General features: G+C 65.8%; 15 protein-coding genes. 9 read left to right on the forward strand and 6 right to left on the reverse strand.

What is annotated here, in order from left to right; all coding sequences use genetic code 11:
- Positions 1-101: 101 nt before the first annotated feature.
- The 8 genes from rpsP (at position 102) to EUV02_RS13800 (ending at position 5,112) form a co-directional block, all read left to right on the forward strand.
- Entirely contained in the window at positions 102-665 is a 564-nt protein-coding gene (rpsP, locus tag EUV02_RS13765) for a 30S ribosomal protein S16 (RefSeq protein WP_135246857.1), read from the forward strand.
- A 47-nt stretch (positions 666-712) separates the two neighbouring features.
- A complete protein-coding gene (gene rimM, locus EUV02_RS13770) occupies positions 713-1,222 on the forward strand; it encodes a ribosome maturation factor RimM (RefSeq protein WP_135246858.1) in 510 nt (169 codons plus the stop codon).
- Between the two features lie 2 nt (positions 1,223-1,224).
- Positions 1,225-1,980: a tRNA (guanosine(37)-N1)-methyltransferase TrmD gene (trmD, locus tag EUV02_RS13775; protein WP_279379523.1), complete on the forward strand. Its 756-nt coding sequence runs from the start codon at positions 1,225-1,227 to the stop codon at positions 1,978-1,980.
- Position 1,981: 1 nt separating this feature from the next.
- Positions 1,982-2,356 carry a 50S ribosomal protein L19 gene (gene rplS / locus EUV02_RS13780; protein WP_135246859.1) on the forward strand — a complete coding sequence of 125 codons (375 nt, stop codon included), beginning with the start codon at positions 1,982-1,984 and terminating at the stop codon, positions 2,354-2,356.
- A gap of 317 nt (positions 2,357-2,673) precedes the next feature.
- Complete coding sequence (locus EUV02_RS13785; protein WP_135246860.1) at positions 2,674-3,129, forward strand: YbgC/FadM family acyl-CoA thioesterase; 456 nt, start codon at positions 2,674-2,676, stop codon at positions 3,127-3,129.
- A 9-nt stretch (positions 3,130-3,138) separates the two neighbouring features.
- Positions 3,139-3,846 carry a protein TolQ gene (tolQ, locus tag EUV02_RS13790; protein ID WP_135246861.1) on the forward strand — a complete coding sequence of 236 codons (708 nt, stop codon included), beginning with the start codon at positions 3,139-3,141 and terminating at the stop codon, positions 3,844-3,846.
- A complete protein-coding gene (locus EUV02_RS13795) occupies positions 3,846-4,331 on the forward strand; it encodes an ExbD/TolR family protein (RefSeq protein WP_166430633.1) in 486 nt (161 codons plus the stop codon). The genes tolQ and EUV02_RS13795 overlap by 1 nt, the downstream gene beginning before the upstream one ends.
- A gap of 7 nt (positions 4,332-4,338) precedes the next feature.
- Entirely contained in the window at positions 4,339-5,112 is a 774-nt protein-coding gene (locus EUV02_RS13800) for a hypothetical protein (protein WP_135246862.1), read from the forward strand.
- A gap of 91 nt (positions 5,113-5,203) precedes the next feature.
- Here the strand turns inward: EUV02_RS13800 and EUV02_RS13805 are convergent, their stop codons facing one another.
- Complete coding sequence (locus EUV02_RS13805) at positions 5,204-6,103, reverse strand: glutathione S-transferase family protein (protein WP_135246863.1); 900 nt, start codon at positions 6,101-6,103, stop codon at positions 5,204-5,206.
- Positions 6,104-6,211: 108 nt separating this feature from the next.
- Positions 6,212-7,669, reverse strand: a complete 1,458-nt coding sequence (locus tag EUV02_RS13810; RefSeq protein WP_135246864.1) for a coniferyl aldehyde dehydrogenase — start codon at positions 7,667-7,669, stop codon at positions 6,212-6,214.
- A gap of 231 nt (positions 7,670-7,900) precedes the next feature.
- Between EUV02_RS13810 and EUV02_RS13815 the strand changes: the two genes are divergently transcribed.
- The gene (locus EUV02_RS13815) at positions 7,901-9,457 is read left to right on the forward strand and encodes a capsule assembly Wzi family protein (protein WP_135246865.1); all 1,557 of its coding nucleotides are present in this window, start codon (positions 7,901-7,903) and stop codon (positions 9,455-9,457) included.
- Between the two features lie 130 nt (positions 9,458-9,587).
- On the opposite strand, the gene ftsH is transcribed toward EUV02_RS13815, so the two are convergent.
- The 4 genes from ftsH to EUV02_RS13835 form a co-directional block, all read right to left on the reverse strand.
- Entirely contained in the window at positions 9,588-11,528 is a 1,941-nt protein-coding gene (gene ftsH / locus EUV02_RS13820) for an ATP-dependent zinc metalloprotease FtsH (protein WP_135246866.1), read from the reverse strand.
- A gap of 154 nt (positions 11,529-11,682) precedes the next feature.
- The gene (tilS, locus tag EUV02_RS13825; RefSeq protein WP_135246867.1) at positions 11,683-12,645 is read right to left on the reverse strand and encodes a tRNA lysidine(34) synthetase TilS; all 963 of its coding nucleotides are present in this window, start codon (positions 12,643-12,645) and stop codon (positions 11,683-11,685) included.
- Positions 12,633-13,571, reverse strand: a complete 939-nt coding sequence (locus EUV02_RS13830; RefSeq protein ID WP_166430634.1) for a tetratricopeptide repeat protein — start codon at positions 13,569-13,571, stop codon at positions 12,633-12,635. The genes tilS and EUV02_RS13830 overlap by 13 nt, the downstream gene beginning before the upstream one ends.
- Positions 13,571-14,437 (reverse strand): helix-turn-helix domain-containing protein, encoded by an 867-nt coding sequence (locus tag EUV02_RS13835; RefSeq protein ID WP_166430635.1) that lies wholly within the window; start codon positions 14,435-14,437, stop codon positions 13,571-13,573. The genes EUV02_RS13830 and EUV02_RS13835 overlap by 1 nt, the downstream gene beginning before the upstream one ends.
- Positions 14,438-14,662: the final 225 nt, after the last annotated feature.

The raw sequence follows: 14,662 nt of genomic DNA on the forward strand, positions 1-14,662 counted from the left end.
ACCAAGCAATTGGGTGCAGGCCTCAGGCCTGCCCGCCGGAGGCTTTAAAAGATTACGAACCAACTGCAATTTCAACTGTTTAGAACGAAGGAAGACTGAAAATGGCCATTGCAATTCGCCTCGCCCGTGGCGGCATGAAGAAGCGTCCCTACTACCGCATCGTGGTGTCGGATTCGCGCAACGCGCGCGACGGCAAGTTCCTCGAAAAGATCGGCACGTACAACCCGCTGCTGCCGAAGGACAACGCCGAGCGCGTCAAGCTCGACGGCGAGCGTGCGGCGTACTGGCTGTCGGTCGGCGCACAGCCGTCGGACCGCGTTGCCCGTTTCCTCGATGCCGCCGGCCTGCGCACCCGCGCTGCCAAGAACAACCCCAACAAGGGTCTGCCGGGCGACAAGGCCAAGGAACGCGTCGAAGCCGCCGCGATGAAGGCTGCCGAAGCGATCGAAGCCGCTGAAGCTGCTGAAGTCGCCAAGGCGGAAGCTGCTGTCGCGGCTGCCGCTGCGGCTGCCGAAGCTGCTGCTGCACCGGCTGTCGAAGAAGTCGCTGATGTGGCCGCTGAAGAAGTTGCTGCCGAAGCGGTTGCTGAAGAAGCACCTGCCGCTGAAGCAGCTGCTGAAGAAGCGCCGGCCGAAGAAACCCCGGCCGAAGAAACCCAGGCCTGAGCTTGATTGCCGCGCTGCCCTGACCGGGGTGGCGCGGCATTCGATCTATGACCGACACCGTCATCCTCGCCGCGATTGCGGGTGCCCATGGCATCAAGGGCGAGGTGCGGTTGAAGCTGTTTGCCGAAAGTCTCGAGAGCCTGCAGCGCCACAAGGCGTTTGCGGCGACGCGTGGCAGCGAGGCGCGCACGCTGACGCTGAAATCGATGCGCCCCGACAAGGCCGGCGCCATCGCGCGCTTTGCCGAAATCGCCAACCGCACCGCTGCCGAGGGGATGCGCGGCATGACGCTTGCGGTGCCGCGCGATGCGCTGCCGCCGCTGGCCGAGGGCGAATTTTACCACACCGACCTGATCGGCCGCGCGGTGGTATCGACCGATGGCGTCGAGGTCGGCAGCGTCATCGCTGTTGAAAACTTCGGCGCCGGCGACATCCTCGAAATCCGCAAAGCTGACGGCAAGACCTTCATGGTGCCGTTCAACCCGCAGGCTGTGCCCGAAGTCGGCGCCGCGCCGGGGTCGCCGGTCACGCTCAACCCGAATTTCATCGACGTCTGACCGTGACCCGTCCGGCACCCTGGGCCGCCACCGTCCTGACGCTCTACCCCGAGATGTTCCCCGGGCCGCTTGGCGTCAGCCTTGCAGGCCGCGCGATGGAGGACGGCGTCTGGTCGCTCGCCGCGCGCAACATCCGCGACTTCGCCACTGACAAGCACCGCACCGTTGATGACACGCCGGCGGGCGGCGGGCCGGGCATGGTGCTGCGTGCCGATGTGCTGTCGGCAGCGGTTGCCGGCGCGCGCGGGCCGGGGCCGGTGCTGGCGATGAGCCCGCGCGGCAAAACGCTGACGCAGCGCCAAGTGCGCGACCTCGCGGCGGGGCCGGGGGTGACGCTCCTGTGCGGTCGCTTCGAAGGTTTCGACGAGCGGCTGTTCGACGCGCCGTTGCCCGACGGCAGCTTCATCGAACCGGTCAGCATCGGCGATTATATCCTGTCGGGCGGCGAACCGGCGGCGCTGGTTCTGCTCGATGCTTGCGTCCGGCTGCTTCCCGGTGTAATGGGCGCGGCTTCCAGCGGACATGACGAGAGCTTCGAAAGCGGCCTTCTCGAATATCCGCATTATACCCGCCCTCCCGAATGGGAAGGCTTATTGATCCCCGAAGTGTTGCGATCGGGGGATCATGCGAAAATCGCCGCCTGGCGATTGGCGCAGTCCGAAACGGACACACGGCTACGGCGGCCGGACCTGTGGGAGCGCCATCTCGGTGCTCGGGTCCAGTCGCCCTCTGGTGCGCACAAGAAGAAGGAAAAATGAGATGAATCTCATTCAACAGATCGAAGCCGAGCAGATTGCGAAGTTTCTCGAAGCCAAGAAGATCCCGACGTTCCGCGCCGGTGACACGCTGCGCGTCGGCGTGAAGGTCGTCGAAGGCGAGCGTTCGCGCGTCCAGAACTACGAAGGCGTGTGCATCGCGCGTTCGAACAAGGCGATGGGCAGCAACTTCACCGTCCGCAAGATCAGCTTCGGTGAAGGCGTCGAGCGCGTCTTCCCGCTGTATTCGCCGAACATCGAGTCGATCGAAGTCGTGCGCCGCGGTGTCGTGCGTCGTGCCAAGCTGTATTATCTGCGTGGCCGTTCGGGCAAGTCAGCGCGTATTGCCGAGCTGCGGGATCCGAAGCGGGAAGCTTAAGCCGGCAAGGCGCAAGGCGAAATTTGCGCACTTCGCGCGAATTTCGACTTGGGCCGAGACTCGGCGCAAGCCGGCCGGCGGGGCGGCGGGTAAATCCCGCCGAACCCGTCCGACGGCGTGGCTTTGCCACGACGCCCTTACTTTCTTGCTTTCTAAATACACCCCACGGCACCTCTTCCCGGGCCGCGCTGCCGCGCGTCTCTCGCCCTCTCCCCGACGGGGCGAGGGAGGCGACGCGCCCACCGGTTCCCCCCGCGCGTCCAACCGAATCCCCCGCGCCCTAGCCGCACGCCCCCGCAGCGCCTAGAATCCCGCCAATGACCGACCTCCCCTATCAGGGCCGCTTCGAAGCCGGCGTCCACCGCTTCGCCGTGCGCGTCTATTTTGAAGACACCGACCTCACCGGCATCGTCTATCACGCCAACTATCTGCGCTTCATGGAGCGCGGCCGCTCGGACATGCTGCGTTGCATCGGCATCGAGCAGCAGGCGGTGATGGCGGCGGGCGAGGGCTATTACGCCGTCCACGACATGGCGATGACCTGGCACGCCCCGGCCCGGCTCGACGATGCGCTCGTCGTCCACAGTCGCGTCGTGCAGGTGCGCGCCGCCGCAACGGTGATCGCGCAGGACATCTGGCGCGGGTCGACGAAGCTCACCAGCGGCGTGGTGACCGCGGCATGGCTCGGCGCCAATGGCCGGCCGCAACGCCAGCCCCGCGACTGGGACGCCCGCTTCAAGGCGCTACTGGCTCAAACGGCCGCGAACGGCTAGGACACCCACATGCAAGCACCGCTTTCCGTCGCCGCCAAGGCCGCCACCGATCTTTCGCCGTTCGCGCTGTTCCTGCAGTCGGACATTGTCGTCAAAGTCGTCATGCTCGGGCTGCTCGCCGCGAGCGTCTGGTCGTGGGCGATCATCATCGACCGGTCGCGCCGGCTGCGCGAAATCAACAACGAGGCCAAGCGCTTCGAAGCGATGTTCTGGAAGGCCGAATCGCTCGACGGCATGTACGAGCCGGCGGTCAAATCAACGCACCCGTCAGCCAAACTGTTCGTCGCCGGGCTCAACGAATGGCGCCGCAGCCTGGCCAAGGGCCGCATCGACCGCGAAGGCGTACGCGCCCGGCTGACCTCGATCATGGGCGTGGCGATTGCGCGCGAAATCGACGACCTCGGTGACCGCCTCAACGTGCTCGCCACCATCGGCGCCGTCGCACCGTTCGTCGGGCTTTTCGGCACTGTGTGGGGCATCATGCGCAGCTTCACTTCAATCGCCGCGTCTCAGAACACGACGCTCGCGGTAGTGGCGCCGGGCATTGCCGAGGCGCTGTTCGCCACCGCCATCGGGCTGTTTGCCGCCATCCCCGCAGTCATCGGCTACAACCGGCTGCTGCACGGGCTGGCGAAACTCGAAGCGCGGCTGTCGGCGTTTGCCGAGGAATTCCACGGCCTGCTGTCGCGCCAGCTCGACAGCATGGACGAAAAATAATGAGCATGATGGGCGGCGCAGGCGGCGGCCGCCGTGGCCGCAAGATGCCGATGGCCGAAATCAACGTGACGCCGATGGTCGATGTCATGCTGGTGCTGCTGATCATCTTCATGGTCACCGCGCCGCTGCTGGTGGCCGGCGTGCCCGTCGACCTGCCCGACAGCAAGGCCGGCGCGCTCAAGGCCGATGACACGCCGGTGCAGGTGTCGCTCGATGCCAAGGGCGGGGTGTTCATAGATGACCTCAAGCTCGCGCCGGGCGCACTGACCGCGAAACTGGCGGCGATCCGCGAGGCGCGGGGGGCGGATATGCGCGTCTATGTCCGCGCCGACCGCAAGCTCGATTACGGCAGCGTCATCGGCGTCGTCGGCGAGATTTCGGCGGCGGGGTTCAGCAAGGTCGCGCTGGTTAGCCAGCCCGACGTTACGCGCGCCAAGGTCGCGCCTGTTGCAGCACCGGCGGCGACCGACGCCGTCGCGCAGTGAGCTTTGCGTGAATAGCGAACGCATCACGCTGGTCGGTGTCGGGGTGGCGCATCTCGCGCTGCTCGGGCTGCTGTCGCTGAGCTGGCAGATGGCGTTCCGCGAACTGCCGCAGTTTGAGGAAGCCGTGCCGGTCGAGGTGGTCGCCATCGCCGAAACCACCAAGGTCACCGAACTGCCCAAGCCGTCGATGGAAGCCGCTCCGCAGGAAAACATCGCGCCGTCACCCGAACCCGCGCCCGTTCCCGATGCCGCACCCGAACCGGTCAACCCCGACACCCCGTCACCGGACCCCAAGCCGGTGACCAAGGCCGAGCCGCCCAAACAACCCGCCGCGCGGCTCGATGCGCAGGAGCTGTCGAACCTGATCGACAAGAGCCTGCCCAAGGCCAAGGTCAAACCGCGCAACACCGCCGATTTTGCCAAGTCGATCGAACTCGCCATCCCCAAGGGCGCGCGCCTAGACGCGCGCGCCACCGCCAGCCTCGAGGCCGCCATCCGGTCGCAGATCGCACCCTGCTGGAACCCGCCGATCGGCGGCGCCGACGTCAAGAAAATGACCGTCGTCCTGCACATCGACCTGCAACGCGACGGCAGCGTCATCGGCCGCCCGACCGTGGTCAGCCAGACCGGCGCGACCGCGGGCAATGCCGACTACGCCCGGGCGTTCGCCGAAACCGCCCGCCGCGCGGTGCTGCGCTGCTCGCCGCTCAAACTGCCGCCGGAAATGTTCGAGGCGTGGAAGTCGTTCGAGTTGAACTTTGATCCGAGCGAGATGACGTAAAGAGCCTCCGGCGGGCAGGCCTGAGGCCTGCACCCGATTGAAGAGCGCCAAAATAATGGGAGCAGGCCTCAGGCCTGCCCGCCGGAGGCTCTTAAGCCGGCAATACAATCTGTCCGATACGCGGGAAATGCACCGCCACTGTCCCGACTTGGGCATCGTCGCGCAGGATGGTGATGCCGGCGGCCGACAAGCGCGCCAGCCGGCCGGTGATGACATTGGCGCCGGGGTCTTCGGTGCGCACGGTGACCAACTGGCCGGCGGTGAAGCCCGATGCGGCATCGACGGCGGTTTCGACTTCGGGGATGGCGGCGGTGGCGATGGCCAGCGCGTCGGCGGCAGTAATTTCGCTGCGGTGGCCGTGGCCGATCGCGGTGACGCGGGCGGCCCAGGCGGCGAGCGCCGGCTTGCCGGCCGTGAAGGCACCGCCGCGCGTCGTCGCGACGAACCACACCAGCATGTAGAGCGCCGCATCGGCATAGCCCGGCGCCTCGCCGCCGATGTAGGTGCGGCCGTCGGACAGCGTCGTGTCGATCCACGCGAAGCCGGTTTCGACTTGCGTCGGCAGATGCCCGGCGCCGGCGAGCGCACGCTCCTTGCCAAAGCCGAACAGCGCGGCGCGGTCGTCCCAGAACGCCTGCGGAATCGTGTCGGCAACTGGCGCCAGCGCGGTCACCGCGCACGCCCCGAACATCGGCCCGCCGGCCCAGCCGGCAATGACGCGCGCCAGTGCGCCGAGCGGTGCCGGAAACAGCGTCGGTTCGGGACTGTGCGCTTCAATCGCATCAATGATGATGGCGCTGTCGCAATAGATATCGGCACCGATCTGCAGCACTGGCGTCTTGCGGTAGCCGCCGGTTAGCGGCGCCAGTTCAGGCTTGGCCCCCATGTTGGGGATCAGCACCGACTTCCACGACGCCCCCTTGATGCCGAGCGCGATGCGCACGAGCTCGCTGACCGGCGAGGATTCATAGTGGTGGAGGATGAAGTCCATGGACAGATTCCTTTAAGGGCCTCCGGTGGGCAGGGGTGACCCCTGCGCCCAGATGCTTGCGCTCTTCAATCGGGTGCAGGGCCCAAGGCCCTGCCCGCCGGAGGCTCTTTAGGCCTTCAATTCCTTCGCCAAAGCCTTCTTGGTCTTGTCGCCATACGGCGGCTTGAACCCGGCAATCGCCGCAAGGTCGAGCTTGGGCTGTTTGTAGATCGATTTGGCGTGGCTGAAGGTGCGGAAGCCCTCCAACCCGTGGTACGAGCCCATGCCCGACGGGCCGACGCCGCCAAACGGCAGGTCTTCGACGGCGATGTGGAAGATGACGTCATTGACGGTGACGCCGCCCGACACGGTGCGGTCGAGGTAGGTGCGTTCCTCAGCGGCGTCGGTGCCGAACCAGTAGAGCGCCAGCGGGCGGGCGTGCGAGTTGACGTAGTCGATCGCTTCCGACGGGCTGTCATAGGTCTTGATCGGCAGCAGCGGGCCGAAGATTTCTTCCTGCATCACCGCCATGTCGTCGGTGACGTTCTGGATGATGTGCAGCGGCATCTTGTTGGTGTTGGCGCCGCTGAAATCCTCATTGCCGGGGTTGACGACGATGACGTTGGCGCCCTTGGCGCGCGCGTCGGCGACGAGGCTTTCGAGGCGGTCGCGGTTCTTGCCGTTGATGACCGAGGTGTAGTCGGGATTGGCGAGCAGCGTCGGATACTGCTTGGCGACCGCCGCCTGCAGCCCGGCGACGACCGCGGCTTCGGATTCGGGCGGCACCATCATGTAATCAGGCGCAAGGCAGATCTGCCCGGCGTTCATCATCTTGCCGAGCGCGACGCGGTCGGTGGCGCTGGCAATGTCGGCCGATTTCGAGATGATCGTCGGCGACTTGCCGCCGAGCTCAAGCGTCAGCGGCACGAGGTTCTTGGCGGCGGCAGCCATGACATGCTTCGCCACCGCAGTACCGCCGGTGAAGATCATGTGGTCGAACGCCAGTTCCGAAAACGCCTTGCCGACCTCAGGGCCGCCGGTGATGACCGCGACTTCTTCGGGCGCGAAATATTTGGCGATGAGCGTCTTCATCAGCTCCGACGTCGCCGGGGTGAATTCGGACGGCTTGATCATCGCGCGGTTGCCGGCGCCGAGCACGTTGGCGAGCGGCGAGAAGGTCAGCACGACGGGGAAGTTCCACGGCGCAATGATGCCGACGACGCCCTTGGGTTGGTATTCGATATGCGCGCGTGCGCCGAGCAGCCACAAAGGGAAATCCATCGGCCGGGTTTCGGGGCGCATCCAGCCTTCGAAGTGCTTGAGTGTATGCTTGAAGGATTTGATCGACGACATGATGTCGGTGATTTCGGACTGTTCCTTCGACCGGTGGCCGAAATCTTCGGACATCGCGCCGACAAAGCCATCGACGTTTTCGAGCAGCAGCTTGAGCCCGCGGTTGAGCCGGTCACGACGCGATGCGACGCTGACCGGCAGCTCGGCGTGGAAGCTGTCCTGCTGGCGACGCAGGATATCCTGCATCGCAGCCGCCTCGCGTGCGTCCCAGACCTGTGTTTGCGTGGTGGCCATGATCGTTTCCCCTCGAATTGGCGTGCAGCCAGCACCTTAACGTCAACGCGGCGAATCACAAATGGCTGTCAACGAACGGCGGAGTTGGGCTAGGGACAAGGGATTGAAGAGCCTCCGGCGGGCAGGCGTGACGCCTGCACCCGATTGTTGTGCAGATGCCAATTCTGGTTGCAGGCGTGACGCCTGCCCGCCGGAGGCTCTTCAAGGCTCGTCTTCGCAAAGGTTGCGTCCATGCGTTTTGCCGTTCCGATAGCCCTTCTGTTGGCCACCGTCGCCATCCCGGCGCTTGCCGACCCGTTCGCGCAAATCACCGACCGGCGCTTCCGCCAGGATATCGTCACCATGAAGGCGGCGGGGCTCATCATCGGGCCGATCGACAGCTGGCCGATGGCGTGGGCGCAGATCGACAAGGGGCTCGACAATGCTGCCGATGGCCGCGTGCTGGCGCCCGATGTTGCGGCCGCTGTCGCGCGCGTCGGGGCGCTGAGCGACCTGGCGCACAAGAACATGGTTGTTGAGCTGCGCGCCAACGCCACCAATGGCGCGGCGCTGGCGCGCGATTTCAACGGCACGGCGCGCGAGAATTTCGACGGCTCGGCGAAAGTCGATTTAACGTCGGGCAATTTCAGCGCCAACATCGGTATTCGTTACGCGCCAAACCAGCGCGGCAACGATTATGACTTCTCGCCGTCGCAAATTGCTGCGGTGTGGGGCAACTGGGTCTGGTATGCCGGCTACACCAACATCTGGGCCGGACCCGGTGAGGACGGTGCACTGCTCTTTTCCAACAGCGCGCGGCCGATGCCGAAGATCGGCTTCAAGCGGCTGGTGCCGTACACGATGGACGTGCCGATCCTCAAATGGCTCGGGCCGACGAGCTTCGAGATGTTCCTGGCGTTCCAGAACGAGCCGCGCGACTATCCAGACGCCTGGGTCATCGGCACCCGGTTGAGCTTCGAGCCGTTCGTCGGCATGACGCTGAGCTTCAACCGCATGCAGCAATTGTGCGGGCAGGGCCGGCCATGCGGGTGGAGCCAGATCTGGGGCTCGTTCACCGGCATCAACAACGGCGACAACTCGGGAACGAGCGAACAGTCGTTCTTCGCGCAGCCCGGCAACCAGATCGCCGGTTTCGATATCAGTTATGTCCACCGCTTCGGGCAGGTAACGGCGAAAATCTATGCCGAGGCTGAAGCCGAAGACGCCGACAATATCGTCCTCGAACAATATGCCCGCATGATCGGCGCGTCGTTCAGCGGCCCGATCGGCACCAAGGGCGCAACATGGCAGGCTGGCGTCGAATATAGCGACACACTGGCATCACAGCTTTTCGAAGGCACCTTCCTGAGCGGCGCGTTGGGCAACAAGACCTGGCCGACGTCGATGTACAATAACCAGCTCTACTATTCCGGCTTCACCTATAACGTGAAACCGATCGGCTACTGGACCGATGGCGACAGCAACAATCTGGCGTTCTCGGGGTCGCTGACCGATACCTCGAACCGTCGCTGGTACGGGTCGGTGCGCTTCACCAACATCAACACCAGCAACCTGGGTGACCCCGGCCAGCCGATCATCTTTCCCGATCCGCCGAGCCGCGAAGGCTATATCGCCTATCGCATTTCGGCCAACGAGGAGAGCATCAACATCGTCACCGGCGGCGTGCTGTGGCCAACGCAGTTCGGCGATATCACGCTCGAAGCCCGCTACCAGAGCGACTCCCCCAACACGCCGGGTTATGTCGATAAACAGGCGCAGGTCGAATTCGGGTATTTGGGGCGCTTTTAAGGGCCTCCGGCGGGCAGGGCCTCAGGCCCTGCACCCATCTTGTGCACGCGCTGCATAAGCTAGCGCAGTGATTAATGCACCTGAGCAAGTATCGGGCGCAGGGCCTAAGGCCCTGCCCGCCGGAGGCCCTTTACGCCTGCGGCGCCGGATCACCCAGCCCGCTGCGGCGCCCGGTCTTCGGGATCGCCGACACGCCGCTCACCGGCGCGTGCGGCACCGGAATCCGGCCATCGCCGCGTTCGATGCGTTCACCGGCGAGCACGCGCGAGATTTCGTCACCGGTCAGCGTCTCGACTTCGAGCAGGGCTGCGGCCAGCGCGTGGAGCTGGTCGATGTTGTCGGTCAGCACCTGCTTGGCGCGGTCATAGCCGTGCGTGACGATCGCCTTGACCTCTGAATCGATCAGTCGCGCGGTTTCTTCCGACACATTCTGCGTGCGCGTGACGCTGTGGCCGAGGAAGACCTCTTCCTGGTTGTCGCCGTACTTCAGCGGTCCAAGCTTGTCGGACATGCCCCATTGCGTGACCATGCTTTTCGCGAGATCGGTGGCGTAGCTGATGTCCGACGATGCGCCCGAGCTCACCTTGTCATAGCCGAAGATCAGTTCTTCGGCGACGCGGCCGCCCATCGAGACGCTCAGGTTGGCGTACATCTTGTCGCGGTGATAGCTGTAATTGTCGCGTTCGGGCAGCCGCATGACCATGCCGAGTGCCCGGCCGCGCGGGATGATCGTCGCCTTGTGGATCGGGTCCGACGCGGCTTCGTGGCACGACACGACGGCATGGCCGGCTTCGTGATAGGCGGTCATCTTCTTTTCATCGTCGGTCATCGCCATCGAGCGGCGTTCGCTGCCCATCATGACCTTGTCCTTGGCGTCTTCGAACTCGCGCATGGCGACAAGCCGCTTGCCGCGACGGGCGGCGAGCAGCGCCGCCTCGTTGACGAGGTTGGCGAGATCGGCACCCGAAAAGCCCGGGGTGCCGCGCGCGATGGTGCGCGGATCGACGTCGGGGGCCAGCGGCACCTTGCGCATGTGGACGGCGAGGATCTTCTCGCGGCCTTCGATGTCGGGGCGGCCGACGACGACCTGGCGGTCGAACCGGCCCGGGCGCAGCAGTGCAGGGTCGAGCACGTCGGGGCGGTTGGTCGCCGCCACGATAATGATACCTTCATTGGCGTCGAAGCCGTCCATCTCGACCAGCAGCTGGTTCAACGTCTGTTCGCGCTCGTCGTTGCCGCCACCGAGGCCGGCGCCGCGCGAACGGCCGACGGCGTCGATTTCATCGATGAAGATGATGCACGGCGCGGACTTCTTCGCCTGTTCGAACATGTCGCGGACGCGGCTGGCGCCGACGCCGACGAACATTTCGACGAAATCCGAGCCCGAAATGTTGAAGAACGGCACGTTGGCTTCGCCGGCGATAGCGCGCGCCAGCAAGGTCTTGCCGGTGCCGGGAGGGCCCACAAGCAATGCGCCCTTGGGGATCTTGCCACCGAGGCGGTTGAATTTTTGCGGATCGCGCAGGAACTCGACGATTTCCTCGAGCTCTTCACGCGCTTCATCGATGCCGGCGACGTCGTCGAAGGTGACGCGGCCTTCCTTCTGCACCAGCAGCTTGGCGCGCGACTTGCCAAAGCCCATCGCACCGCGCCCGGCACCGTTCTGCATGTTGCGCATCACGAAAATCCAGATGCCGATCATCAGGATGAACGGCAGCATCGAGAAGAACAGCTGCGCGAGCAGCGAGCGGCTTTCCTCGGGCTTGGCATCGAAACGCACGTTCTTGGCGCGCAGATGCTGGATCAGCTGGTTGTCGCCGGGATTGATGGTGCGGAATTCTTCGTCATTGTCGAGCTTGCCGAGCAGTTCCTGACCGCGGATTTCGACCGATTTGACCTGGCCTTCATCGACCTTGTTCATGAAATCCGAATACGCCATCAGCTTGCCGCTGGTCGACGCCGACGGACCCTGGATGACGCTGACCACCACGACCAGCACCAGCAGGATAGCGAACCACAGGCCGAGGCTCTTGAGCCAGGGGCTGGGCGGGCGCTTGGGATTTTCGGCCATGGGTTCAGGCTTTCCGGTTCAATTCGGCTGACGATACTTCCCCAAGATAGGAAGCCGCCGCCAGCATGCAATCAGGGCGCGGCATTTCGTCCTTCCGCACCTGCGTTCACCCCTAAATACGGCGCTTTGGCGCAAAGGGGAAGTGGGGCGCCGTTCAGGCCAATCGACGCAGGCGCCAGCGCGGCCCGCCGCGCACCTGAACGCCTGCCAGCGTCGCGGCGTGGCCTGCCGCGCACGCCGCCATCAGCCGCTCGATATCGGGGCCGCGCGGCGTCGCATCGGGGCTGAGCGTCCGCAGCGCTCGCAGCAGTACGCGGCGGGTGATTTCGTCGGGCAGGCCGGCGACATCGAGCCAGAGCACGTCGCCTTCGACCTCGACGCGGCTATTCCATGCGAGGCCCGCGGCCCAGCCGAGTGCGGTTTCAGCCTGCGCCAGATGCTGCGCGCTCCTCGCCAGCCGGTCCGGGTCGAGCCACGGTGTTGCCGCCAGCAGCGCCCTTGCACCGGTGCGGTCGAAGCGCGGCGCATGGTTAGCGGGGTCGTCGACCGCCTGCAAACCCGTCGCAGCTACCAATGCCACCAGTTCGGCGTGTGTCGCGCCGAGCAATGGCCGCAGCAATGTCACACCTTGCCCCAGATCACGGTGCGGACGCGGCCCGATCAGCCCTGCCAGCCCGGCACCGCGCGCTAGTCGCATCAGCAAGGTTTCGGCGACATCGTCGCGGTGGTGCGCCGTGGCGAGCCAGTTGACGCCGTGCGCCGCACACCAGTCGCGCATCAGCGCGTAGCGCGCCTCGCGGGCAGCGGCCTGCAGGTTCGCAGCGGGCTTGGCGCCCTCCCAGCGCAGCGTGACATGGTCGATGCCGCGCGCAGCGCAGACATCGGCGACCATCGCCGCCTCCGCCGCCGCATCGGCGCGCAGGCCGTGATCGACGGTCAGCGCGACAGTGCGTGTCCCTAGCGCCGCATGCGCCAGCAGCAGCAGCCCCAGACTGTCAGGGCCACCCGAAACCGCAATCGCAATGCGCTCATCGGCCGCCCAGGGGCGACCGCGCAAACGGGTCAGTTCGGCATCAAAATGCGCGGCGTCGGTCGCAGGCGGGCTCAGCCGTCGCACTTCGCCGTGGTGCGCGCCTTGGCAACTGCATCCTTTTGGGACGCAGTCAGCTTGGCGCCATAGACCGCCTGCAGCTCGTTGTACGCCTTGCACGCCTGCTCGGGCTTCTTGAGCGCGGTCAGCGCGCCGCCCAGCCCGATCAGGCTGTCGGCGCCACGGTCGCTCTTGGGGTATTTCTGATAGCCGTCGAGGAAGGCCTTCGCCGCCTGCGCCGACTGGCCCTGTGCCATATAGCTACGCCCCAGCCAATATTGCGCGCTCGCGGCGCGCGGCGCCTTGGGATAGGTGCTCAGGAAGTCGAGCAGCGCCGGCTCGGCCTTTTCATAGTCCTTGGCTGCGACGGGGGCATAGGCTTGCCGCCACGCCGCCTCGACGGGGTCGAGCTTGGGGTCGGCCTTTGCCGCATCGGTCTTGGTGGCATCGGCCTTCACGGTGTCGGTCTTGGCGGTGTCGCCCTTCGTGGGGGCTTTCGCGCCGGGTTTGGCAGCCGCCGGTGCGGCGACAGCGGCATCGGCAGCCGGGCGTGCGCCGGTTTCAAGCGCACCAATGCGGTATTCGGCATCACCGCGGAACTTGGCGAGCGCCTCTTCAAGTTGGCGCTGCTTGAACTGCAGTGTCTCGACGGTGCCGGTGAGCGTACGGACTTCGCGTTCGAGCCCGTCGACCCGCGCCGTCAAGTCGGCAACCGGCGAGGTTGCGGGCGAGCCAACTGCTTCGGCGGGAGCTGCTGCGGGCGTGGTGATTTCGGGGACCAGCCCCTTGTCGCCGCCGGGAAATACCTTGCGCTGCACCGCGCGCATTTCGCCTTCGAGCTTCGAAACGCGCGGCGCCAGCTGTTCGGCAGTCTGAGCAACCACGGGCGCACCTGCGAGTAACGCCGCGAGGCCAGCGGTCAGCAACAACGAACGCGACAGGGGTCGGTGCATCAGCGCGACGCCGTGGCGGGGGCTGCGGCAGCGGCGGGCGCCGCAGCCGCACTGCGCGCGACGAGGTCGGCGGGCGCGAGGCTGACATCCTTGACGGTCTGCGCCGGGCCGCCGATCGGTGGCAGCGCCTTGCCGCCAACCGCAATGCCAAGCACGCCGGCCTTGCCGGTCCATAGCTTCAGGCCGGGCGGGTCAGCGGGGACGACATAGACCTCGTCGGCCTTGATGATGCCCGATTTCACGCTGACTTTCTGCGCATCATAGATTTTGACCCAGACGTCTTCGGTCGGTGTCAGCGTCACCTGGCCCCCGACAGGCGCGGCAACAGGAGCGGTGCTGGGCGCTGCGGCCACCGGCGGGGCAACGGCCGCACCCGGCGACGCGATGCTGACATCGGGTGTAACTGTCGGTGCCGGCGTTGTGGAAGGTGCCGGCGCGGCAATCACCACCGGTGGCGGTGGCGGCGCCTTGTCAAACAACCCGGCCGCATAGGCGATCAGCCCGCCGAGCAGCGCCACGACGGCGACGATGCTGAACATCACCAGCTCGCGTGGCGGCAGCCGGCGTTCGTCGAGCGGTTCGAGCGCGATGGCAGCGGGCACATGCGCAGTCTTGCTGGTTTCGGCACGGAACTGCGCGGCGGCAGCTTCGGGATCGACGCCCACGGCGCGCGCCAGCGTCTTGACGAAGCCGATGGTGTAGGGAAGCGCCGGCAGGCTTTCATGCGCATCGGCCTCGATGGCGCGTAGGTGGCGCACCGGCACGCGAGTATCACGCGCGATGTCGACGAGGTCGAGCCCGGCGGCGACGCGCGCTGCTGCAAGCTTGGCACCGATGCGTTCGCGCCCGCTTGCCGTTTCGTTCACCGCTGCCGCTTCTTTGTCCAATGTGCTGGTCCCATGCTTTACGCCACGCGCCGGCAAACCGCTGTTCGCGTGCCGTCCGTGTGCTGTCTTTAGTCGCTGTGCGTGCGGTCGGGCAAGGTTGCGCGGCTGTGTTGCCAAGTCAACTGCGTGAAGGCCGTGGCGGCTCCAAATCGCGCCAAATCGAGGCATGCCTATTTTGCAACGCAACAAAGAGGTGGCCGTTGC

The organism is Glacieibacterium arshaanense (assembly GCF_004681125.1).
In the GTDB taxonomy this organism is placed as follows: domain Bacteria; phylum Pseudomonadota; class Alphaproteobacteria; order Sphingomonadales; family Sphingomonadaceae; genus Polymorphobacter_A; species Polymorphobacter_A arshaanense.